The organism is Paenibacillus nasutitermitis (assembly GCF_014641075.1).
GTDB classification, from domain to species: domain Bacteria; phylum Bacillota; class Bacilli; order Paenibacillales; family Paenibacillaceae; genus Paenibacillus_Z; species Paenibacillus_Z nasutitermitis.
In genome coordinates this window covers 170381-192538 of record NZ_BMHP01000003.1, presented here as the reverse complement: position 1 = coordinate 192538, position 22158 = coordinate 170381, and the positions used below count along the sequence as shown (strand labels likewise).

Annotated in this window: 19 protein-coding genes; 11 read left to right on the top strand and 8 right to left on the bottom strand. The window is 49.9% G+C overall.

Going from position 1 to position 22158, the window contains the following annotated elements; genetic code table 11:
- The first annotated feature begins 147 nt into the window (after window positions 1-147).
- From IEY46_RS20000 to IEY46_RS19980, 5 genes are all read left to right on the top strand, one after another.
- Window positions 148-2253 (top strand): alpha-amylase family protein, encoded by a 2106-nt coding sequence (locus IEY46_RS20000; RefSeq protein ID WP_188994312.1) that lies wholly within the window; start codon window positions 148-150, stop codon window positions 2251-2253.
- Window positions 2254-2681: 428 nt separating this feature from the next.
- Window positions 2682-4013, top strand: coding sequence for an ABC transporter substrate-binding protein (locus IEY46_RS19995; RefSeq protein ID WP_188994310.1), 1332 nt, complete (start codon window positions 2682-2684; stop codon window positions 4011-4013).
- Window positions 4014-4166: 153 nt separating this feature from the next.
- Complete coding sequence (locus IEY46_RS19990; protein WP_188994309.1) at window positions 4167-5018, top strand: carbohydrate ABC transporter permease; 852 nt, start codon at window positions 4167-4169, stop codon at window positions 5016-5018.
- Complete coding sequence (locus IEY46_RS19985; RefSeq protein ID WP_188994307.1) at window positions 5015-5827, top strand: carbohydrate ABC transporter permease; 813 nt, start codon at window positions 5015-5017, stop codon at window positions 5825-5827. The genes IEY46_RS19990 and IEY46_RS19985 overlap by 4 nt, the downstream gene beginning before the upstream one ends.
- Before the next feature lie 91 nt (window positions 5828-5918).
- Window positions 5919-6542, top strand: a complete 624-nt coding sequence (locus IEY46_RS19980; protein WP_188996041.1) for an SGNH/GDSL hydrolase family protein — start codon at window positions 5919-5921, stop codon at window positions 6540-6542.
- A 174-nt stretch (window positions 6543-6716) separates the two neighbouring features.
- Here the strand turns inward: IEY46_RS19980 and mle are convergent, their stop codons facing one another.
- From mle to IEY46_RS19960, 4 genes are all read right to left on the bottom strand, one after another.
- Window positions 6717-7568, bottom strand: a complete 852-nt coding sequence (mle, locus tag IEY46_RS19975) for an alpha/beta fold macrolide esterase (protein ID WP_188994306.1) — start codon at window positions 7566-7568, stop codon at window positions 6717-6719.
- A gap of 250 nt (window positions 7569-7818) precedes the next feature.
- On the bottom strand, window positions 7819-8235 hold the full coding sequence (locus IEY46_RS19970; protein WP_188994304.1) for a VOC family protein: 417 nt from the start codon (window positions 8233-8235) through the stop codon (window positions 7819-7821).
- A 72-nt stretch (window positions 8236-8307) separates the two neighbouring features.
- Window positions 8308-8709 carry a DoxX family protein gene (locus tag IEY46_RS19965; RefSeq protein ID WP_188994302.1) on the bottom strand — a complete coding sequence of 134 codons (402 nt, stop codon included), beginning with the start codon at window positions 8707-8709 and terminating at the stop codon, window positions 8308-8310.
- A 220-nt stretch (window positions 8710-8929) separates the two neighbouring features.
- Window positions 8930-9787: a stalk domain-containing protein gene (locus tag IEY46_RS19960; protein ID WP_188994300.1), complete on the bottom strand. Its 858-nt coding sequence runs from the start codon at window positions 9785-9787 to the stop codon at window positions 8930-8932.
- Between the two features lie 96 nt (window positions 9788-9883).
- On the opposite strand from IEY46_RS19960, the gene IEY46_RS19955 reads away from it, so the two are divergent.
- The 4 genes from IEY46_RS19955 (at window position 9884) to IEY46_RS19940 (ending at window position 13113) form a co-directional block, all read left to right on the top strand.
- Window positions 9884-10084, top strand: a complete 201-nt coding sequence (locus IEY46_RS19955; protein WP_188994298.1) for a hypothetical protein — start codon at window positions 9884-9886, stop codon at window positions 10082-10084.
- A 107-nt stretch (window positions 10085-10191) separates the two neighbouring features.
- Window positions 10192-11073 (top strand): putative RNA methyltransferase, encoded by an 882-nt coding sequence (locus tag IEY46_RS19950; RefSeq protein ID WP_373288842.1) that lies wholly within the window; start codon window positions 10192-10194, stop codon window positions 11071-11073.
- Between the two features lie 178 nt (window positions 11074-11251).
- A complete protein-coding gene (locus IEY46_RS19945) occupies window positions 11252-12244 on the top strand; it encodes a Gfo/Idh/MocA family protein (RefSeq protein ID WP_188994294.1) in 993 nt (330 codons plus the stop codon).
- On the top strand, window positions 12244-13113 hold the full coding sequence (locus IEY46_RS19940; protein ID WP_188994293.1) for a sugar phosphate isomerase/epimerase family protein: 870 nt from the start codon (window positions 12244-12246) through the stop codon (window positions 13111-13113). The genes IEY46_RS19945 and IEY46_RS19940 overlap by 1 nt, the downstream gene beginning before the upstream one ends.
- 83 nt (window positions 13114-13196) lie before the next feature.
- On the opposite strand, the gene IEY46_RS19935 is transcribed toward IEY46_RS19940, so the two are convergent.
- The 4 genes from IEY46_RS19935 to IEY46_RS19920 form a co-directional block, all read right to left on the bottom strand.
- Complete coding sequence (locus IEY46_RS19935) at window positions 13197-15098, bottom strand: ADP-ribosylglycohydrolase family protein (protein ID WP_188994291.1); 1902 nt, start codon at window positions 15096-15098, stop codon at window positions 13197-13199.
- A gap of 182 nt (window positions 15099-15280) precedes the next feature.
- Window positions 15281-16153, bottom strand: a complete 873-nt coding sequence (locus IEY46_RS19930) for an AraC family transcriptional regulator (protein WP_188994289.1) — start codon at window positions 16151-16153, stop codon at window positions 15281-15283.
- Window positions 16154-16322: 169 nt separating this feature from the next.
- Complete coding sequence (locus IEY46_RS19925; protein ID WP_188994287.1) at window positions 16323-16943, bottom strand: PadR family transcriptional regulator; 621 nt, start codon at window positions 16941-16943, stop codon at window positions 16323-16325.
- Window positions 16944-16949: 6 nt separating this feature from the next.
- The gene (locus tag IEY46_RS19920; RefSeq protein ID WP_188994285.1) at window positions 16950-18521 is read right to left on the bottom strand and encodes an MDR family MFS transporter; all 1572 of its coding nucleotides are present in this window, start codon (window positions 18519-18521) and stop codon (window positions 16950-16952) included.
- A gap of 559 nt (window positions 18522-19080) precedes the next feature.
- Between IEY46_RS19920 and IEY46_RS19915 the strand changes: the two genes are divergently transcribed.
- Window positions 19081-20922: a glycoside hydrolase family 127 protein gene (locus IEY46_RS19915; RefSeq protein ID WP_188994283.1), complete on the top strand. Its 1842-nt coding sequence runs from the start codon at window positions 19081-19083 to the stop codon at window positions 20920-20922.
- Between the two features lie 319 nt (window positions 20923-21241).
- Window positions 21242-22105 (top strand): helix-turn-helix domain-containing protein, encoded by an 864-nt coding sequence (locus IEY46_RS19910; protein WP_188994281.1) that lies wholly within the window; start codon window positions 21242-21244, stop codon window positions 22103-22105.
- Window positions 22106-22158: the final 53 nt, after the last annotated feature.

The window sequence follows — 22158 nt, the reverse complement described above, 5'->3', positions numbered from 1 at the left end:
TTCTTTATAAATTATATAGCAATGGTGACAGGTTGCAAAGATTAGAACAAAGTTATGTCCGGTTTCAAGCATATTTGACCTGATTCATGTTCTTGCTTCATGTAGAATGAGGAAATAATATAACCTATCGTTATCTGGGAGGATTATATGACAACAGCAAAATTATGGTTTGAAAAGCCGCTTAGAATTATTGATTTCATCCCGCCTGATTCAGACCGGTTCGAAACGCTGGATGTGGCCGAACAAGTATCGATCCGAAGGGAGCTTGGATTTAATGCCGAGCATATTGAAGTCCATGACATCACGCTGGGTGAATCGGGAATAACCTTCTATCCATCGGAGTATGCGATTGAAACAAGGAAGGATCTGTTGAGTGAGATTCTGAATCAGAATGATCCTTCCATTATGGGAACGATTATCTATTTTAACGTACACTGGATTTCTCCTTCGCTTTCGGTTCTGAAGCCGGAATGGCTCCAGAAGAATGCAGACGGACAGATTATTCCGAGCGCTTATGGGCAGGGCGGATATTCATGCATTAATTCGACCTTCCGGGACTATGCTTTCGGGACGATCCGTACGCTGGGAAAATATCCGATTGCCGGGATATTTCTGGACGGGCCGATCTTTCGTGAAGAGGGTTGTTATTGTGAGGATTGTTGTAAGCGGTTTTACGATGAGTACGGATACGAGCCGCCGGTTGGATCGCAGACGGCATCACGTAAAGATGACGATTGGTTTTATTTCAAACGATCATCCATCGCCAGATTCATGAGTGATGCCCGTCGGGAGCTTAAAGCGGTGAGTCCCGATGCGATCATTTATATGAACAGCCCCCAGCTGGCGCCGAACAGACTATGCAGCCGGGATAATCGCATGACCGTTGACTATCAGGACATGCTGCTGGCGGAAGGCGGATTTCTCGGAGGGGATTTACGGAAGAGCCCGATTTGGAAACCGGCGGCTACAGCCATGCTGCTGGAGACGCAATCGGGTGGCAAGCCTTACTGTGTGGCGATTGCCGGCCGCTTGTCTCCTTGGTCCAGGTACCTGCTGTCCGCTTCTGAAACCTGGATTGTCCATGCTATGGCCGTCGCACACGGCGCCTGGACCTGGTATGGCGCCTATAACGATAACAATGCGGATAAGCGAATGCAGACGGTTAAGGAAATCAATACGTTTCTTTCCGATAATGAACACTATTATACGGATACCCGATCAACTGCGCGCGTCGCTCTTTTATGGTCATATGCTACAGCCAACTATTATCAGACGACAGCGGAAGAAACCGATTTTACGGATGCGAAAGTCAAGCTTGCGGATGGACGGAAGAATGATCCCCGGGGAGCATTTAACGGTTGGTTCGATGCGCTGTCGCGCAGCCGGGTTCTATTCGACATCATCGATGACACGGCGCTTACGGATGGAACATTAGCGGCTTACGATGTGCTTATTTTGCCGGGCTCAAGCTGCATGTCCGCATCCGATGCGGAAGCAGTCCGTTTGTTTGTTCGCTCGGGCGGAAGACTGATTGCCACTTTCGATACCTCCTTCTACGACGAGAAGGGACGCCGCCTCGGCGAGCCCGCTCTGGCGGATCTGCTTGGCATCGAACAAGTCCAAGGGATACGGTTGAATGAATTCGATCATATTGAAGTGGATATCAACCAGCCGCTTTATGCCGGAGTGGACCAATCGATCCTGCCTGTCGCAGGGCTTGGTGTGGAATGCAGCATTCGCGGAGAGGCTTCGGGTTCGGACTTTTATCGGGAACCGCAGCTATCCCGTTACTGTGAGCTTCCTGCAGTAACAACAAATCCTTATATTGTAGAGCAGCCTTATGGGGAAGGGCGCACGATTTATTTTACCGGCAATGTGGACAGCTTCTACTACTCTTACGCTTTTCCGGAGTACCGGAAGCTCATGCATAATGCTGTAACTGAAATGACCGAAACGGAAGTGGAATGCTGCTTCGAATCGGAGCTGGAGTCTGTGCATCTGTCAGTGCGCAAAAAAGGCGATACTCTCCTGATCCATTTGATTAACTATACCGGGTCCATGAGCCGTCCGATTCATGCTGTGCTTCCATTGAGGAATGTTGAAATAAAATGTAAGGCGGACGAGAATCTTACCTATACCATCCGTTCCCTGCGCAGCGGCGACAATCTGCCAAGCTTGCTGAAGGATGGCATGATAACCTTCGTTCTTCCGATTCTTAACGAATATGATGTCATTGTAGTAGAGAAAAGCTGATTGAATGTTAATTTATATTGGTCATACCCCTGTCAAGTAGACAGATGAAAAAAGCTAAGCTGCCAACGCGCATCGATACTCAATCGGTGCGCGTTGTTTTTAATTTGGCTTGAAAGCGGTGGTAGTTGTAGTCGTCTTCAAGCCTCCATGATAACATGAAGGTTTTTTTTGAATGTCTACTTGAAAGGGATGATCCCATATGACATTTTTTCTGTAGCTGTTAAGAAATATCAAAATCTGTCTGGTTTAAAATGGATATGACCGTTGTTCTCTCTGATAATTATGTAATATCAATGTGAGAAAAGCTCTAGAGGTGGTGAGGCCGGGAGATGTTTTTGAAAGTTGGCTCAATCGCCAACTCTTAAATGAACAAGATGAATATTCAGTGTTTCAGGTCACGTTATTAAAAAAAGGCAGGGGATCGTTATATGAAAGAAAGAGGCCGGTTACAGGTTGTCGCATTAGTTGTTGTCATGATCGTTGTTTTACTAGCCGGTTGCGCAAAATCAAACGAAAACGATGCGCCGGAGACCACGAATCAAGCGGAGCCGTCAGGGGCTGCCGCCGAACAGATTGAGCTGGAATTTTGGACGATTAACCTGAAGAAGAATTTTGAAGGCTACATTACGGAAAACCTGATTCAAGCCTATGAGAAAGAGCACCCCAATATTAAGATCAAATGGGTGGATGTACCTGGTGCGGAGATGACCAAGAAAGTGATTACTTCTCTATCCGGAGACCATGTACCCGACATCGTCAATGAAACGACGCAAGGGTTGTCACAGCTTGTACAGTATGACGCGGTCACGCCAATATCCGATCTGTATACGGATAGCAGCACATTCAGCCCATACATTCAAGGGATGATGGATGGCGTTACTTACAATAACAAAGTGATGGCGCTGCCCTGGTATAATGGCGGGCCTCTCGTAGGTTTCATTAATACCGAGCTGTACCAAAAAGCGGGACTGGACCCCTCCAAGCCAGCCACGACGTATGATGAGCTATTTGCCTATGGCAAGCAGATTCATGAGAAGCTGCCTAATGTATACGGTTCTAATGATTTACCTCTTATTCCTGTTCTCAAGACGGAAGGACTTCCGATCCTGAGTGAGGATAAGAAAAAAGCTTTATTTAATTCACCGGAGCATGTGGCGTTCGTAGAAAAATTCGTACAAGCCTACAAGGACGGGGCGATTGCTCCGGATGCCGCCAATGCCAACAATCGTTTGCTCCAACAGACCATGGATAACGAGCTGATTGCACAATCGGGCTCCTCGCAGCCGTTTGTAATAAACAATTGGGAGAAGAATGCGCCCAATATCATGCCGAAGATCCAAGTGGTTCCCACGGTTACAGGGAAAACCGGCATGATCCCGATTTCCGATTTTCAGTTATTTTTTGTTCCCAAAAAGTCCAAGCACCCCAAAGAAGCGGCGGACTTCGCGTTATTTGTGACAAGCGCTCAAAAACAGCTGGAATTCTGCAAGCTTGTAGCCATTTTTCCTTCGACCAGCGAGACGCTGAAAGACGCTTACTTTACGGATGTCCAGGGAGATACACTGAAGGATTTGACGCGTAAAGTGCAGATCGAATCGCTTGATAAGCTGTCGCTTGGCAATCTCGGCGTAACCAATGAGAATGATCTGAATGCGGAGTACCTGCAGGAAATTCAGGCGGCGTTGTTTGGCTCCAAAACGACCCAACAAGCACTTGACGACGCTGTTGCCTATTGGGACGCGGCTCTAGCAAAATCATAGAAACTAAACAGCAGCGGCATGTAAAGGCGGAACCTCGGGTCTCGTCTTTGCAAACCCAGTCCTCATACACGACCCTTGAATAAGGCAGGCGTTCACATGGATAACACAGCTGGAAAGTTTTCAATGAACAAAAAAAGGAGACACAGAAAATGGATGGCTGCATATCTGTTCATACTGCCGGCCGTCCTTCTTGTAGCCACCTTCGAATACGCACCAACGCTCAGTGCATTTTATTATTCATTTACGGAGTATCATTTGCTCATTCCGGAGAAATGGATCGGATTCGACAATTATAAGGAATTGTATCAGGACTCCGTATTTTGGAAGGCACTGCGAAATTCGCTTATGTATTTCCTGATTATCGTTCCGCTGCTTATTTCTTTGCCGTTATTGCTTGCGCTGCTGGTCAATTTAAAAATGCGCGGCATCTATTTGTTTCGTGTCCTTTATTATTTGCCGGTCATAACATCCATGGTAGCGATTGCGATTGTATTCAAATATTTATACCATCCGGTGGGGTTAATAAACGCCTTTCTCGATTTATTCGGACTCAAGCAATATGAACTCAATTGGCTGCTCGATTCCAGAACGGCCCTGCCATCCGTAGCGCTGCTCGAAGTCTGGAAAGCAATGGGATTGTATATGATTATCTATTTGTCAGCGCTGCAGAGTCTGTCCCAAGAGCTGGTGGAAGCGGCGAAAATAGACGGAGCCAAAAAATTGCGAATTCTGTGGCATATTTATTTGCCGCATTTACGGCCGATCTTTGCCGTCACATTGACGTTAGCTTCACTCGCCTCCATACAGATTTTCACCAGTGTTTATGTGATGACCGGAGGCGGACCGCAGAATGAAACACTTTCGCTTCCAATGCAGATCTATAATGAAGCCTTTATCCGGTTGAATATGGGATATGCCTCTGCGATGGGAATCGTGCTGTTTGCTTTGATGATGGTGTTGACCATGATCAATTTCAAGATTTCCAGGGGAGGAAGAGGCGTATGATCCGCAAAACACTGTTGTATCTTCTTCTCATTATTCTGGCTTTCATATTTATCAGCCCCTTCTTGTGGCTGGCTTCCGCAGGGCTGAAGCCGAATACGCAGGACGTATTCTCGTTTCCGCCGAGTTTTATTCCGGATCCGCCAACTTTTGATAATTTTATCGATGCCTGGACGTCGATTCCTTTTCCAAAATATTTATTCAACTCTGTAATGCTGCTGCTGCTGATGATTCCCGCTCATTTATTAATAACAGCGCTAACCGCGTATCCATTGGCCAGAATTACATTTCCTGGTCGGCTGTTTTTCTTCGGCGCGATGATCGGTACGATGTTTCTGCCGGAGGAAGGGAAGCTGGTACCGCTCTATATTCTCTTGCAGAAAATGGGGATGGTGGACTCCTGGTCGGGCTTGATTTTTCCGGGTCTGGTTGGAGGCTTCGCCATTCTGTTAATGCGGCAGGCGTATTTGAATATTCCGAATGAACTGGAAGAGGCTGCGGAGATGGATGGTTGTTCCACCTTCCGGATTTGGTGGAGCATCATGGTTCCGCTAGTGCGGCCAACAATCGCGACATTGAGCGTGTTTTCCTTTATTTCGGTCTGGAATTCGTTTATGTGGCCGCTTATCATTTTGAAGAATGACGATTTGTATCCGCTTTCGCTGGGGCTTGCTTATTTGCTGGGGACATTCGGCAATGATATTCGGATTATGGCAGCGGGTACCTTGATTTCACTTGTGCCAGTCATTGTTTTCTATCTCAGTATGCAGCGCCAATTCGTCGGAGGTTTGCAGGGTGCGGTTAAAGGCTGAATATCAGCGGTAAAGATTGGACTTGGCGGAAGATTCCATTATTATAGTATTGTTATTATACTTGCACTTCAGAAGGGCGGTAAATGAATTTATGGTGATTAACGACAAGGAAATCATCTTATTTCAAGGCGACAGCATTACGGATTGCGGGAGGAACCGGGAGGACGGGAACGATCTGGGCAAGGGATATGCGCTGATGGTCGCCGGAAGACTGCAATATCTATACCCGGACAAGCAGATCACCTGCATCAACCGGGGGATTGGCGGAGACCGTGTTGTTGAGCTACAGCAGCGCTGGGAAACGGATTGTCTGGAGCTGAAGCCGACACTGGTCTCCATTTATGTCGGAATCAATGACGCTGCGAGAAGGTACAGCATCAACGATCCCATACCCGTGGAGCAATTTGAACAGATCTATAGAGAGCTGCTCACCACGACGAAAGAAAAGCTCGCCGCCAGAATCGTACTCGTAGAGCCATTCGTCCTGCCGGTAGATGGAGATCGGGTGATGTGGAGAGAGGATCTGGATCCCAAAATACAAGCCGTTCGCAAGCTGGCAAGGGAATTTGGCGCGGCTTATATCCCGCTGGATGGATTATTCGCCCAAGCAGCGGTACAAGCGCCGATGGAATATTGGGCTGCGGACGGCGTCCATCCTTCCCCGGCCGGGCATACCTTGATCGCGGATGCATGGCTGAAGGCAGTCGTTTCGTAACAGTAAATAAAAGGGGATAGAGTATAGAGGGGCGCAGCCGTGACCCCATGTAGATCAGAGAGCAAAATGTAGCCGACCAGGGATATCCGGGTCGGCTTGTTTTTTTATCAAGACGCAAAACAACAAGGGGATACAGTGCGAATGATACACGAGGAACAATTCTTCCAGTATCAATTACTTGGAGGGACGTGAGATCGAAGTGTGATTGGATATTGTATCGATTACTAAATTCCAATCATCATAGTGAAGCTCATGTCCCGTACCTTCCAAAGTCAGTAAAACCGCACCCGGAATTTCGTTAGCTAGATTTTGTCCATGTTCATAGGGGATGATCGGATCTTCAGTGCCATGTATTACCAAAGCGGGCACGTTGATTTCACCTGTCCGGGAAAGATAGGATTCTCCGCCTGCCACCAAGCCGTGATTATTGATGCTGGCCATATTATGGCTTCTTTTCACTTCTTCTGTGGCTAAACGATAAACTTTTTTCTCATCAAAAGGATGCTTTGAACCCACAAGGATTCTTGATCTGGCAATTGCAAATTCGACTACCGATCGTTCGTTTGTCCAATCTATTTCTCCCACATTCGAGAAAAATTCCATAATCTTATCGTCCATCGGGGGGAGATCCGGTGCAAAATTGGACGTTGACAGGAGGGTGATGGTTAGAACCCTCTCCGGATGCCGCAGAGCTATCATTTGGGTCAGCATTCCGCCCAAGGACATGCCTAAGATATGCGCTTGTTTAATCTTATAAGCATCTAATACCCGAATGGCATCATCTGCCATGTCCTCGAATGTATAGTCCGGTCGACCAGGTTCGTAGGTTGTTGAACGCCCAACATCGCGGTTATCATAACGAATCACAAAATGCCCAATATCCGCTAAACGCGTGCAGAATTCTTCTTCCCACCAAATCATTGAGGATTGCGCACCCATAATCAGTAATATTGCCGGGTTAGCTTGATTTCCGAAACTGTCGGAGCATATTTCAATTCCATCTGCGTTTATGAATCGTTCATTCATGTGAATTCCTCCCATGTCTATAAAATATCAAAGAATAGATTAACTCAAGTGGCCCCCGTCCTAAGTAATGCTAACATAGGATGAATTTTATCGTCAATTCGTTATATATCGGCTAAACCACTATGGATTGCAAAACCTATTTCGGCGAATTCATATTTGCTGGGAGAAACTGACCGCGAATCGCTCTATGCGTGGCACACTGTTGAAAAGGCTAAGCGATTGTATCGCTTAGCCTTTTCAACAGTGATGTTTACTCCTGAGAGAAAGCGCCCATGTCCATATAGGCAATTTCCCACAGATGCCCGTCCAGGTCCTCGAAGCTTCTCACGTACATGAAGCCATGGTCCGCCGGTTCTTTGGATTGTTTGCCTCCTGCAGCCAGCGCCTTGTCCGCCAGTTCGTCTACATGCGCTCTGCTGTCAGCGGAGAGCGCGATAATCCCGGCAGCGGCGCTGGCGGCATCAGCCAGCGGCTTGTTGACGAACGTCTTAAAGTATGGCTCCGTCAGCAGTTGAACATATGTGTTGTCATTGATCACCAGGCATGCCGAGTTTTCATCGGAGAACTGGGGGTTGAACTCAAAGCCGATACTGCTGAAAAATTCCTTTGACGGGTTCAAGTCTTTCACTGGCAGGTTTATGAACGTGTGAGTTGATTTATACGCCATTTTGGGCACCTCATCCTATTTTTTAAAAATCCGTTTAGAGTCTTTTTTCAAGCGGTAAATCCCTATGCTAAATTACTTGGAAGCCGGAATGTTCGAGTCTGACCTTATACGTTTGCTCTTGAGCGCATCGCGCTTCAGGTATAAGAGAATGGCAACGACGATTAAGATCGCGAATGGGACCATGGCATCCCCAACAAGGCCGGCGGCGAGATTCGTCGCAGTCGCACCGATCAAGATGGCGACCATGACGGTGATCGATGCTACTGCCGCCTTACGGCTGCGGTAGCCGACGATAAGAACCAGCCCTGCCAGCGCTTCGAAAATGCCGACGGTGTAAATCAAAGCGACCGGCGTACCCAGCTTGTCAGTGAATAACTCCCTAATTTGATCGGCACTCGAGAAAATCTTCAAGGCTCCGGCAAACAGAAAGTCTATCGCCACTAAACCCTGCAGAATGCGAACTATCCATTTCATTTGTCTAACATCTAACCTCCTTTAACCAGAATTTTCTTTCTCGTTTCGAATATACTCTATATGGAATATACTTGTCAAGGAATATTCGAACTTTACGCATCTTGCGAGTGTGCTTTTCCACCCTGGGGTCAATTAGCGTTTACTACCCGTTCATCGAGAAAAGGCCGCCATCATTCCGGCAGCCTCGTCGTGGTTAGTTATGGAGCGATCCCTTGTACGTTTACTCCTCCTTATATTCGATGCTCTTCCCTTGAAAAAAGCGGTCTTGATACGAAAAACGGATTTCCAATTGACCAGCCGAATGTGCCGGAGAATACCATAAAGGCAAAACGGCATAGAGGGCATTCTGTCGGACTTCGTATCGAATAACCTGGCCATATGCCGGACTATCGTACCACCACTGGGGCTGGTCGCCTTTGAATTCCTCTGCGGGGATGTGATGCGGAATTGACGTTTCAACGTTATCGATTCGGATACGGGCACCTTCCTCCGTGACTCTTCCCGGCACGACATGTTTCAACGCATAGGTCTGCCAGTCTTCCAATGGAATTTCATTGAAGGATTCACTGTCAAAAATATATGCTTCTTCATCCTTAAGTCCTGTCCCGTAGCCGGTTGTTAGAATCACCAACAGTTCGTCCTTGCCGTCTTGATTCAAGTCTTCGAGCAGTATCCGGGGGGCATAGGAGGGATTTCCGACGTTATGCCAAAACGGGAAGTTCCGGGTGATGTCCCCGATCGTGATTTTCATTCCCCAATAGTCCCCGTTCACCTTGTTGCCCCACATTTTGACTTTCTGATTTCCTTTAGAATATTGCGTCAAAAGTACTTCTTGATCTTCAATGGTGACCTTCGACGTTTGGGCATTCCATTGAACGTTCTTGCCGAGAATCTCGGCTGCCGCTCGAATAGGAATCATCACTCTTTCGTTAACGATGAGAGGGGGACTGTCAGTCTGTACTTCCGATCCGTTTGCAAACAGACGAATATGTCGTTCGGCAACTGCAGAGGTTGCCGTCCCGATAAATATCCCGGCAACCAGTATCCATGCTATCGTTTTCCTCTTCGTTTTTCTCATTGCAAAGCTCCTTTTCATTTGATTGATACATGATCGTATTGAGAACAGAAAGATGTCCATGAATGAAATCGCATAAAATGGACAGGAGAACCCACCATGGACTATTACAATCTTAGCATACGAACAGACAAGTATGCAGCCGGCCTTGCTGCAATGGATTGCCCGAAAGGTTTCCCGTCGCAGCAAGGTTTACACCTGTTCCCGATATGTTATACTATAGATCCGGCGAAGGCCGATTCTTATTTCCATAAAGGAGAGCTGCCCACCATGATCATCAAATTCATTCGTTTAAGGTAATGTAAGGCACAGACTTAACCTTTCGCCTATTTTTTTTAAAGAGGCTTAGGTTTATTTTTCTGTGCCTTTCATTCACTTTTACTACGAATGAATGGGGTGTTTTTTTGGTGTCTGCAAACAAGGGAAATAGACATACGTCATTACTGGCAAGCCACGAAGAGATATTCAGATGTCCTTTATGTCAGAGCAGGATGAGAACGGCCGAATCCGGGAGTTTAATTTGTGAGAAACGGCATTGTTTTGATATAGCCAGGCCAGGATATGTGAACTTTTTCTCCGGGCCTCATCAGTCGAAATACGATAAACAGTTATTTGAAGCCAGAAGACTGATTGGCGAAACCGGTATTTTTGATCCTGTGATTGAGATCATCAGCGCAAAAATCAAGCAGGAACTCAAGAAGAAACATAGGGAAATCAATCTTTTGGACGCCGGATGCGGAGAAGGATCACATTTAAACAGTCTGCAGGAAAAGCTTGTCCGGTCTATGCCGGCTGATGTTCGGGGAGTCGGTCTGGATATTTCCAAAATAGGTATTCAGATGGCTTCGAAAGCTCACCCGAAAGCCGTCTGGTGTGTGGGCGATCTGGCAAATTGTCCGTTTGCATCCGGACAGTTCCAGGTCATCCTGAATTTTTTATCGCCCTCCAATTATGCCGAGTTTCAGAGGATGCTTGCTGAAGAGGGGATGGTGGTGAAAGTAGTGCCGGAAGGCAATTATCTGAAAGAAATAAGAGAGCTTCTGCAAGAGTCCAAGACAGGTCATAGGGACTCCGATGGCAGAACGTCCGAGCTTTTCAGCAGGCATTTTAAGCAGGTTTACGCGGAGCAGGTACAGTACAGATGTGCGCTGTATCCATTCATGATTAGTCCCTTGCTCCAGATGACGCCCTTATCCTGGGGATTCACGCAGCAGCAAATGCGGGAGATTGTCCAAAGGGGACTAAAGGAAATAACAGTTGACCTGAAGATCCTGTTCGGCAGGAAATAGTCTCATTCCTCGAATTAAGAGAAACCGCCAGCGGTAAGTGAAAGCTGGCGGTATTTTGTATTGTTAGAAGGCGCTCACAACTCTATAATTAGATTGTTATGTGCAAACAGACATGCTGTGATTTTATGCCTGGAAGACAAAGCAAGTGGAACACACTTGATTATGGGAGGCTGTACGAATGAGCAAAATTCGTGTAGGAATGATCGGTACGGGGGGCATCGCCGGATGGCATGCCAGACAGCTGCTGGAGCTGCCTGAAGTGCAAATTACGGCTCTCGCGGACACAAGCAAGGCTAACCAAGATGCATTTATCGAGAAATTCGGGCTGCAGGATGCCAAGACTTTCTCCGATTATCAGGATATGCTGGAGGCTGCAGAGCTGGACGCTGTCGTTATTTGCTCCCCGCATACGCTGCATTTCCAGCAGGCTAACGATGTCTTGAGTAAAGGACTGCATGTCCTGATTGAGAAGCCGATGACCTGCTCATCCGCCGAGGCAGAGCTGCTCATCCGTACGGCCGAGCAGGCGGGGAGAGTGATGCAAGTCTCGTATCAGCGCCATTTTCAACCTGAATTTCTATATATCCGCGACGCTATCGCAAGCGGAGAGATTGGCAAGCTCACCTCGGTTACTGCATCGCTTTATCAGGAATGGCGGCAGGGAACGACTGGTTCATGGCGGGCTAACCCGGCATTGTCCGGCGGGGGGTTCCTGATGGACTCAGGCAGCCATATCATCGACGTTTTGCTTTGGACCACCGGACTCACGCCTGTGGAGGTCAAGCCGCAGCTGCATATGCATGGAGCAGATGTTGAAATCGACACATTCACATCCATCCGGTTTGCGGAAGGGCCGGTAGCCGGTCTCAATCTGGTCGGTTATGCGCCATGCTGGCATGAGACCTTCGTCTTCTGCGGAGAAAACGGCGGTATTTTCTACGATAATGGAAAAATCACTCTGCGCCGCATGGGGCAGGAGACGATTATCCCGGTGCTGCCGAAGGCGACCACTAATCAGGACAAAAGCTTCATCGATGCGATTCTGGGCCGCCATGAGGTGCTTGTGCCGGGCGAGTTCGCGCTGAAGGTGGTCAAACTGTCGGAAATGATTTATCAGGCGGCAGGCTATGTACCGGATGCGGAGCTGATTAAAGAGGAGGGAACGGCATAATGAGCAATCCTATCGGCATGCGCATACCGCCGAAGATCGGCGCTGAGGGAATTGCCCGGACCGCCAGGTGGGCTGCTGAAGCGGGTCTTGACATCCTGGATGTTCCGGAGCTGACTCCGGAAGTGAAGCAGGCCTGCGAGCAGGCCGGCATCGGCATCGGCTCAATCGACGCGAAACATACATCCAGGCTGTTAAGCCGGGACGAAGCGGTACGCCAGGGCGCGGTGGAGGCGCAGAAGAAACAAATGTCCGATATTGCGGAGCAGGGCGGAAGCGTGCTGTTCATGTGCCTGGTGCCGGAGGACCTCACGCTGCCGCGCAAGGAAGGTTTTGCGATCTGGAAGGATACCTTCCCGGAGCTTGTCCACCATGCCGAGCAGACGGGGATCTATATGGCCATTGAAGGATGGCCGGGACCGGCGCCATATTATCCGACACTGGGCTGCACACCGGAAATGTGGAGGGCTATGTTCGAAGCGATTCCGTCCCGGCATTTCGGTCTGAATTACGATCCCTCGCATCTGGTGCGGCTGGGTATCGACTATCTTCGTGCGCTGACGGAGTTTGGGGACCGGATTGTCCACTGCCATGGCAAGGACACGGAGATTCTTCATGACGAGCTCTACGAATGCGGCGTTCTTCCCTCCACCTTCGGCGAGAAATACGGTTTCTCGGAAGGCTCCTGGCGTTATACGATACCGGGCCACGGCGACGTGGAATGGAGTAAAGTCGCTGTTCGCCTTGACCGGATTGGCTACAAGGGAGCGGTCAGCATTGAGCTGGAGGACCACCGCTATTGGGGTTCGCTTGAGGCAGAGCGGCTGGGCATTGTGAAAGCCGCCGGTCATCTCGCGAAGTATTTCCGCTAAAACAGATGGAAACAAAACGGCCGTATCTCCTGCTTTGCAGCGGGTATACGGCTGTTTTTTTAGTTTAAGCATTCCGTTTCAGGTTAAACGTAAGATCCCAGGTCGAACACCAGCGGCATACAGCTGCCCTTCTCCGAAAAATTCATGCTGTATGAGGCATGCGCGCCCCGCCGGATACATTTCAGAAGCAGCGTATTCTGACCGGCACGCAGCGTGATGTTGGAGTGGTGCCTGTTCTCGGTCGTCCACCAGTCGACTTGATCTGATTTGCTCACGCATTCGCCATTTATCCAAACTTCGTAAGCATCGGTGTGTCCAACCAGAAGATGAACCGTTTGATCCTTGGGTGAATAGAGCTGTCTCTGCGCATAAACCACACAGGGGCCTTGATAGCCGATGAGATCGGCAACGTCCACCAGATCTTCGAATGTTTGGCGTGTAACGGGTTCAGGAGCCGATGGAAGATAATCTTTGGTTCCATCCGTACGTGCATTCAAATGAAATTGCCGGATAATGTCCGTGCGTTCATCCGCGTCGGGATAAGATTCTTCCAGCCCCTTGTAATACCACTCGCCAAGCTCGGTAGGAGCAGGAGTCCAGACGTTTTCCCAGAAAGGTCCATAGACCTGCCATACCGCCGCTCCGGCGATACCGAATGTAAACTGCTGCGACACCTGCCCGCCTTTCATCGACAGCTCAAACAGATTTTGGTCCATGAGGATAGGCAGCTCCGCCGGCACAGTCACGCAGCATGCCAGCTCCAGGCCATCGGCAGTAACGTTTACATTGCGGGGCTGGAAATCAACCTGCCAACCTTCCGGCCCCCGTAGCGCAAGCTCCAATTCGGTGTCCGCAACCTGGGGGGCGTACTTGCGGATTTTAATGACGATATTGCGCTTCTCTCCGACCCCGATTGCGGGGACTCCCCTATAATCGATCTCAACATGGAAGTTTCGCGGCAATCCGGCTGGAAGCGGCTCCCAAGGAGGCGCATCTATGATTTCGACCTCCCGATTGAGCTCCACTGCAACTGTCAGGCCTGCCCTGCATGTGTCAATCGCCAAGCTGCGGAGGTCCAGAGAGGGGCGGGTCAAGTCGATGCTCAGCTTATAGCTGGTATCGTAGAACTGATACGTATCGATCAGATATTGAGCGCCTTGGATGATACCGAGCAGAGCTCCCGCAGTCGCGCAGCTGCAATCGGTGTCGTATCCGCAGTTCAGCGCGATCATGGTTGTGTCAATGAATTCTCCCTTGCCGTGAATCAGAGCGAGCAAGGTGAAGCCTGTATTCTGATATAAGTTCGTGCAGTCCGGATGGCCATAATCCCGGATAATCCACTCTCTTACACGTCTCCAATCCGTTTCGGCTTTGGACCATGCGAGCGTATCTTCCACCAACTGAGCGATTCGGGTTTTGGGCGGCAGCCAGCTTGCTCCAAGCTCAAACAGCCGGTCCAGATCGCTTTCGAAGAAAGCCTCGGCTTCGACGGCAGCCCAGAACTGCTCCATATAGACCGAGTCGCCTTCATGATCCAGCACGCCGTCTTTTTGGGCGTATGCCGCAGCAAGGGAGGCATTGCCAGGGGCGATGCAGGCCCAAATCTCCGAACGAATCGGGCATCCCATGCCATTGACATAATAGCGGTTATTGAATGAGCCGGATAAGGGAGGATGAATGCCGCGTGCGAAGTTCTTTTTAAAAAAAGCATATTCTCCGGGAGCGTAAGGGACCTGGTTGTAAAAAGCCTCCGCCAGATCAAATGAATCAATATGGATGCCTTTCCTTTCCATCACGTCCAGCCAGAGCACCTGCAAATCAAGGTCATCATTGGGAAACATTTCTTGAATCGCTTTGGGATCGTAATCATAATCGAACAGCTCTTTGCGTCCTTCGTAGGGGGCGCCGATCGTCCCTGCGATGCTTTTGCCGATCCAAGCGCCAAACACCTTATCGAGATAGTTCTCATAATGGATAGTTCTCATTTTTTTTTTAAACGCTCCTTTCAGGACTTAGATTAAGTATACAAGTACAAATACCATCAAAAAAACCGGATTTCTCCGGTGTTTTTGATGGTATCTACGATTTTCACTATCCGAAAATGACCTCGGGGAGGCCAAGGCTTAAAAAGTAAGGAACAAATCAAGCAGGCAAGCGGACGGCTTCTCTAATGTTTGGTCCGATATTCCCGGGGGGATACGCCCTCGTATTGCTTGAATATGCGGCTGAAATGAGGAAAACTATCAAAACCGCTTCTTTCCGCTACGGCAGTCATGGGAATGGTCGTCGAACGAAGAAGCTGCCGCGCATGGCCGATACGAATCAAAGTCAAATACTTTCTCGGCGACATGCCCGTTACTTGACCGAAACGGGTCGTAAAGTAGTTGGGGCTGAGATTTGTATGGCGTGCCAGCTCGGAGATCGACAATTTGCCTGCATAATGCTGATTCATATATTCCATGGCTTGAATGACGGCTTCATCTGTCACCTGCCAGGAATGGCGCGTATGTTTCATCGCGGCGCCGTCTCGGGCAAGATGTGCGAGCAGCAGCGATAAATGGCCATTGGCCAGCGTCTGGTATTGCTCTTGCTGAACGGTTAGTTCCTCAAGAATGGCGAGAAAATGCTTGCGAAGCGCTATGGAATTCGCAGGAACGACAATATTGGGAATGCCTGGAGAGCCGGGCTTCCATGACTGGCGGTTAAAATCCAGATCATAGGCGCGAAAATGTACCCATATGTATTTCGCTGCTTGGGAGATATGGATATGATGGGGAACATGCGGTTCAATATGAACGCATGCCCCTTGGGAAGCGCTCAACTGTTGGCCGAATGCACTGATCTCCAAAGAGCCCTCGATGATGAGAATGAGCCAATGAAAAGGCATGGAGCGCATATAACGGCGTTTCGTCAGATCATATTCAATGTCGGTTTCCTGCGAGCGATGGAGCGAGGTGGGATAAGACCACGCATAGTCCTGCAGTTCCCAGCCGGCATGAACCACATGATAAACCGGAAGAACACTGTTCTCGTCGGACAATTCAGATCACACTGCCTTGTTTGGAGTACGCAGTTAAGACGTCACCGCAACTATATCATTGGCAATCTGGAGGATCAAGCCGGATACCCGGCGTTTAATGAAAAAACGACCGCTTCCGGGCATCGGAGCCGAAAGAAGCGGTCGCGCTTGTGAAAGGTGCCAATTGCCGTTACTTCGGGCTGCTGCCCTCAGCATCCTGACGGGTTTTGAGGTAAGCTTCAATTTCTTCCACCGTCCATTTGACGTCTGCAAAGAGCGTGCCTGCACGCGCCTCTTCAAGCAGGCCGCCGAGAAATTTCCTTTCCGTTTCGCTGAAATCAATGATGCCTACAATCATCATCTCCGAACCTTTCGGAAGGAAGTCCCGCTTTAAAGCCAGCACCGCTTGCAGCCTTTGTATCCGGGCTTCGCAATACGTTATCTGCTGAATGATCCCTTCCTCCACCTTCAGGGGATCCGCATACCGGACGAACGGCAGCGTCAGAAACAGCGGATGCTGGGGATACGAAATTTGATCGGCCTGCGCCTTAAGGAGATCTTCGAAGGCGTCTTTTCCGGATGCTGTAATCCGGTAAATCGTCTTGTCCGGACGGTTGTCGCCAGGGACGGTGACAACCTCGGCGGCTTCGATCAAGCCTTCTCCGCGCAATTGATCCACCGCATAATACAGGGAACCGTCCCGCAGCTTGAAGGTTTCGTTCCAATTGCGTTGTTTGATGGCTTTACGTATTTCATATGGATGCTTGTCCCGCTCCATCAGCAGTCCCAGAATCAGCAGTTTCATCGACATCGCCTGTCAACCTCTCTTAAAGGCAGGATTCTGCTTCTCGGCTTCTGGCTGCCCGGAATGGCGTGATTGGGCTGCTTTGGAAATCTCGAGACGGGCGCGGCCCATCAGAATTGCGAATACCAGGGCAAGTACCGGCAGAAGAACGGACCATTGGAAAATGAAGATAATCGAATCCGCCAGTTTGCCCAGAAGGGCATTGACCAGCTCAGGGGAAAGTCCCATTTTTGCCTGTACTGTCGGATCGAGAAGGGCCTGTCCGCCTTTTATCTGGGCAGCCGTCTGGGGATCGATATTCGGAACTTCCTGTACGCCGGATTGAAAGGCATGCTTTTGCATAGCTCCCAGCACCGTTACCCCAAGAGCGGAACCGATAGTCCGGAAGAAGGTGATCAGCGATGAAGCGGAACCCTTGTACTGGGGAGGCACGGCATTGAGCGTCGAAATGTTGAGCAGGGAGAAGGATACGCCCATGCCGAGCCCGACAACGACCATAAACATAGTAATGACCAGGCGGCTGGTCGACGTGTCCATAGCAAATCCGAGCAGGGAGGTGCCGACGATCAGAAACAAGGCCGAGATGATCATCACATCGCGGTATCTGAACCGGTTGACGATCCGCCCGCCGATCTGACTGCTGAGCACTACGCCTAGCATCATGGGAGTAAGCACCGTGCTCGTTTCCGTGGCCGTCTTATGAAAGACCCCTTGGATAAATATCGGGATATAGGTTGCAGCGGCAATCATGACGCCTCCATAGAGGAGACTGATCATCATGCTGCTCGTAAACAGACGCTTCTTGAATAAGCTAAGCTGAATAATGGGATCCTTCGCAGCTCTCTCCACCAGCAGAAAACTCACCAGCAGAACACCCGAAGCGACGAACAGCAAGATCGTATTCCACGAGCTCCAGGCCCAGCCTTCGGACCCGCCAAGCTCCAGGCCGAACATCAGGCATAGGATGCCCCCCGTCAGCAGTATGGCGCCGAACCAGTCCACGACCTGCTTGCGGTGATTTTTGGATTCGTGATAAGCCTGATAAATAAACAGGAACGAAAGAATGCCGATGGGGACGTTGATGTAGAAAATCCAGCGCCAGCTGATATTATCTGTGATCAAGCCACCCATAACAGGGCCGAAAACGCTGGAGACGCCGAACACCGCTCCGAATAAACCCATCATTTTGCCCCGTTTCTCTTGGGGGAACAGGTCGAAAATGATCGTAAAGACGATCGGCATCAGCGCACCGCCGCCAATCCCTTGAATGGCACGGTAAATAATGAGCTGATCCATGTTCTGGGCCGTACCGCATAATATTGAGCCCACCATGAATAGCAGCAAACCGGACAAGAAATAGCGTTTGCGGCCATACATATCGGACAGCTTGCCGAATATGGGCGTCGATACGACCATGGCGATCATATACGCCGAGTAGACCCATACGAATTTATCAAGCCCGCCGAGCTTCTGAATGATACGTGTCATAGCCGTGGAAACGATGGTTTGATCCAGCGCGGCCATAAACAAGCCGAGCAGCAATCCGGCGATCACCAGCTTTGTATTGCTTTTTTTGGCGTCCATTCTTACCCTTCTCTCTTAAAAGTATACTTCAGATTTATACTCAAATTTGAGTACCAGGTTTATTATTTTACTCAAATTTGAGTAAAATACAAGTGTTTAGCCGCCATTAATAAAAATTTTATTATTCGTTCCTCTCAGGGACAGGTACAAGAGAACACAAGCGGGCCAAAGCGCGGCGCAGCCCGGATCTACAGCCGTTCATTCGTATATCTGGGCATCTACTGGCGGATATAGTGTCACCTGAAAGATGTGGAGTATGGAATTATGATTGCAAGCTGTATCCAGTTTTCCTGCAGGCGGGAAGCTTAAACTCTCTTATGGAAGAACGGGAGGCTTAAATGATATGAAGATTTTGATCCTGGAAAACGCCTGGCTTCTACGATACCTTGAAGGGATTACGTTGACGGGTCTGAAGGGGTAGTTTAATATCCTCTGTAATACGAGGGCAAACGTTTAGCATCCGGTACGGGCATGGGAGTTGTCCTGCCGGATTTAACGGTCGTTTAGTCTCCGGCATTATACTAGATGGAAGCTTGAGAGAGAGGGAGCTGTATAAACAATGACAATGATAGAAACGCAATTAGCAGGCTGGCAGAGTGTGCCTTTCACCAAAGTAGCCATTGATGATGCTTTCTGGCGGCCGCGCCTGGAAGTGCTCAAGAAGATAACGCTGCCCACCTGTTTGGCGAAATGCGAAGAGACAGGGCGCATCACCAACTTCGCCAAGGCAGGGGGGCTGTTGGAAGGCAAGTTTGAAGGGATTTATTTCAATGATTCCGATGTGTACAAGGTGCTTGAAGGAGCCGCCTATTCATTGATGACAGACCGCGACCCGAAGCTGGAAGTGGAAATCGACCGTATTATCGATCTCATCTCTGCTGCGCAGGAGGACGACGGCTATCTGTGCACGTATTATACGCTGGAAGCGCCGCAGAGCAAGTGGTCCGACATGGAGAAGCATGAGATGTACAACGGGGGGCATTTGATCGAAGCTGCGGTCGCTTATTATGAAGCGACAGGCAAACGCAAGCTGCTGGACGTCTCCTGCAAAATGGCGGACCACTACGACAGCCTCTTCGGCCCGGGCAAACGCCATTGGGTGGAAGGTCATGAGGAGATCGAGCTTGCGCTTGTGAAGCTCTACCGTGCGACCGGTGAAGAACGCTACTGGAAGCTTGCGCTCTGGCTGCTGGAGGAACGGGGGCATGGACATGGCCGCGGCATGATCTGGGATAAGGAGGATTGGGGCCCTGCTTACTGTCAGGACGATGTCCCGGTCCGGGATATTGAGAAGGTCACGGGTCACGCCGTTCGCGCCATGTATCTGTACACGGCAATGGCGGATGTCGTTCATGCCTCCGGCGATCCCGCCTATATCGATGCGCTGCATCGCGTCTGGTCCCACTCAGTGGAACGTAATATGTATGTGACAGGAGGCATCGGACCGTCCCGTCATAATGAAGGATTTACATTTGACTATGATCTTCCCAATGAAACGGCTTACTGTGAGACCTGCGCTGCGATCGCCATGGTATTCTGGAATCACCGGATGAACCTCTTGTTCGGCGATGCCAAATACGCCGATGTGGTAGAGCGGGAAATGTATAACGGAGCCTTGGCCGGCATTTCCTTGTCCGGGGATAAGTTCTTCTATGTGAACCCGCTTGCGTCCCGGGGCGACCATCATCGGGTGGAATGGTTTGAAACCTCCTGCTGTCCGACCAATCTGGCGCGGTTTCTGCCCTCCATCGGCCAGTACGCGTATGCGCAGACAGAAGACGGAATTGCGGTGAATCAATATATGAACGGCGAAGCTTCTGTGGTTATCCCCGGGGGACGAACCGTCAAGCTTGCGCAGAATACCGCTTACCCGTGGTCGGGAAGGATCGAATTGATGGTGGAACCGGAGCGGGCGGAGGAATTTGCCATCCGGCTGCGCATTCCGGGCTGGTGCAGAGGATTCTCCGTGACGGTGCAAGGCGATTTGCTGCAGGAAACGGCAGTTATTCCAAGCAAAGGATATGTGACAATTGTCCGTTCTTGGACAACTGGCGATTCTATCATGCTGGAGCTTGATATGCCGGTGGAAGCAGTGCGTGCAAGACCGGAAGTCGAAGCGGACCGCGGCCGCCTGACGCTGCAGCGGGGGCCGGTGGTATACTGCGCGGAGCAGGCGGATAATCCGCAGCTGTCTTATGACGATTTTGAAGTGTCGGCCCGCGGCCAGTGGTCTGTTCGCCATATGCCAGAGCGCCTTGGCGGTGTTACGGTACTGACGGGAGCGGATTCGCAAGGCAGGCCGCTCGGGCTGATTCCTTATTATGCATGGGATAACCGGGAGCCGGGCTTCATGCAGGTCTGGCTGAGGGAAGCGGAAGAGGGCCAGCTGTACAGCTATTGATGCTTCAACCAAGTATGGATGAATGTAAGCAACAGGACAATCCCGGATGCGGTCAGCTTAGCTGATTGTGTCCGGTTTTTTTGCAATTATAGGTTCTCGGTCATTCCAGGGGAAGCGACGTGCGTCGCCGAACTTGAGTGCATGATCGCGGAGGATGCCGTCAGGTGTTTTTCTTTACAGCCACCCGGGCGGCTAATAACTTCTTGCCGAGAACAAATCCGGGGTAGTTTTCATATGCGCTTTTTCTTAGAATGGAAGAATGAGCATGCTCCTATGTTGATAATGCCGAGAATAGCGAAGGAAAGAAGTGATAGCCATTATGAAAAAGCTGGAGCAGGCGACTCCCTCCATCCGCATTGCGCATCATTACCGGTTCAGCAAGGACAGGATCCCCGAGACCAACCGGGTCGGATACTGTTATGCCCTGCATTTATTTGATTCCGGCCGGGGGAAGGTGCAGATTGACGGAACGATGTATACGGCAGGCAAAGGAACGCTGATCTTTCTGCGGCCGGATCAGCCGCATTCTTTTTTTCCGGATGCGGTGAATCCCTTCTCCTCCTTCAATATTTATTATGAGCCCTGGCGCAGGCCCGCAATGAACACCAGCAAGCATCTGGCGCGCGACCAGTCTGAATACGACAAGGCGATGCTCACGCCCGTATGGGAATGTCCGGAACTGGAACAAATGCCAAATGTGCTGCAGTTGCAGCATCAGCCCGCCGTATTCGAGATGATGGCCTTAATCATCGAATCCCATCAGCATGCCGCTCAGCCTTATGCGGAAGAGATGGAGAACAGCTTGTTGTATGCGCTAATCCTGCAGCTGTTTATGTGGAGCTCCCACCAGGCGACTTACGATTCCCGCATTCAGCGCATTAAGGAACGTCTGGATTTGGATGCCTCCTTGAAGTACCTGGATCTGATGGAACAGGAGGCGCTGAAAAAATCGCAATTCCACCGATTGTTCCTGGAAATGACCGGCCTTCCCCCGCGCGCTTATTGTTTGCGCAATCTGATGAAGCAGGCGGTAACGGAGCTGCTGGAAAGCCGGAAATCGATATCGGATATAGCCGAATCGCTCGGCTTTCCTTCTATTCATTATTTCTCCCGGCGGTTCAAAGCCTATTACGGCATTTCTCCAAAGGCTTACCGCGAAGGGATGCAGATTACCGGGAAATAAATCGGGCGACAATTTTATCGGAAAAAATGACAAATTTGACCGATTTGTTTAAA

What these genes read in the sequence shown, in the direction of transcription:
- IEY46_RS20000 (WP_188994312.1), top strand. Translation starts at nt 148, where the DNA reads ATGACAACAGCAAAATTATGGTTTGAAAAGCCGCTTAGAATTATTGAT.
- IEY46_RS19995 (WP_188994310.1), top strand. Translation starts at nt 2,682, where the DNA reads ATGAAAGAAAGAGGCCGGTTACAGGTTGTCGCATTAGTTGTTGTCATG.
- IEY46_RS19990 (WP_188994309.1), top strand. Translation starts at nt 4,167, where the DNA reads ATGGCTGCATATCTGTTCATACTGCCGGCCGTCCTTCTTGTAGCCACC.
- IEY46_RS19985 (WP_188994307.1), top strand. Translation starts at nt 5,015, where the DNA reads ATGATCCGCAAAACACTGTTGTATCTTCTTCTCATTATTCTGGCTTTC.
- IEY46_RS19980 (WP_188996041.1), top strand. Translation starts at nt 5,919, where the DNA reads ATGGTGATTAACGACAAGGAAATCATCTTATTTCAAGGCGACAGCATT.
- mle (WP_188994306.1), bottom strand. Translation starts at nt 7,568, where the DNA reads ATGAATGAACGATTCATAAACGCAGATGGAATTGAAATATGCTCCGAC.
- IEY46_RS19970 (WP_188994304.1), bottom strand. Translation starts at nt 8,235, where the DNA reads ATGGCGTATAAATCAACTCACACGTTCATAAACCTGCCAGTGAAAGAC.
- IEY46_RS19965 (WP_188994302.1), bottom strand. Translation starts at nt 8,709, where the DNA reads ATGAAATGGATAGTTCGCATTCTGCAGGGTTTAGTGGCGATAGACTTT.
- IEY46_RS19960 (WP_188994300.1), bottom strand. Translation starts at nt 9,787, where the DNA reads ATGAGAAAAACGAAGAGGAAAACGATAGCATGGATACTGGTTGCCGGG.
- IEY46_RS19955 (WP_188994298.1), top strand. Translation starts at nt 9,884, where the DNA reads ATGGACTATTACAATCTTAGCATACGAACAGACAAGTATGCAGCCGGC.
- IEY46_RS19945 (WP_188994294.1), top strand. Translation starts at nt 11,252, where the DNA reads ATGAGCAAAATTCGTGTAGGAATGATCGGTACGGGGGGCATCGCCGGA.
- IEY46_RS19940 (WP_188994293.1), top strand. Translation starts at nt 12,244, where the DNA reads ATGAGCAATCCTATCGGCATGCGCATACCGCCGAAGATCGGCGCTGAG.
- IEY46_RS19935 (WP_188994291.1), bottom strand. Translation starts at nt 15,098, where the DNA reads ATGAGAACTATCCATTATGAGAACTATCTCGATAAGGTGTTTGGCGCT.
- IEY46_RS19925 (WP_188994287.1), bottom strand. Translation starts at nt 16,943, where the DNA reads ATGTCGATGAAACTGCTGATTCTGGGACTGCTGATGGAGCGGGACAAG.
- IEY46_RS19920 (WP_188994285.1), bottom strand. Translation starts at nt 18,521, where the DNA reads ATGGACGCCAAAAAAAGCAATACAAAGCTGGTGATCGCCGGATTGCTG.
- IEY46_RS19915 (WP_188994283.1), top strand. Translation starts at nt 19,081, where the DNA reads ATGACAATGATAGAAACGCAATTAGCAGGCTGGCAGAGTGTGCCTTTC.
- IEY46_RS19910 (WP_188994281.1), top strand. Translation starts at nt 21,242, where the DNA reads ATGAAAAAGCTGGAGCAGGCGACTCCCTCCATCCGCATTGCGCATCAT.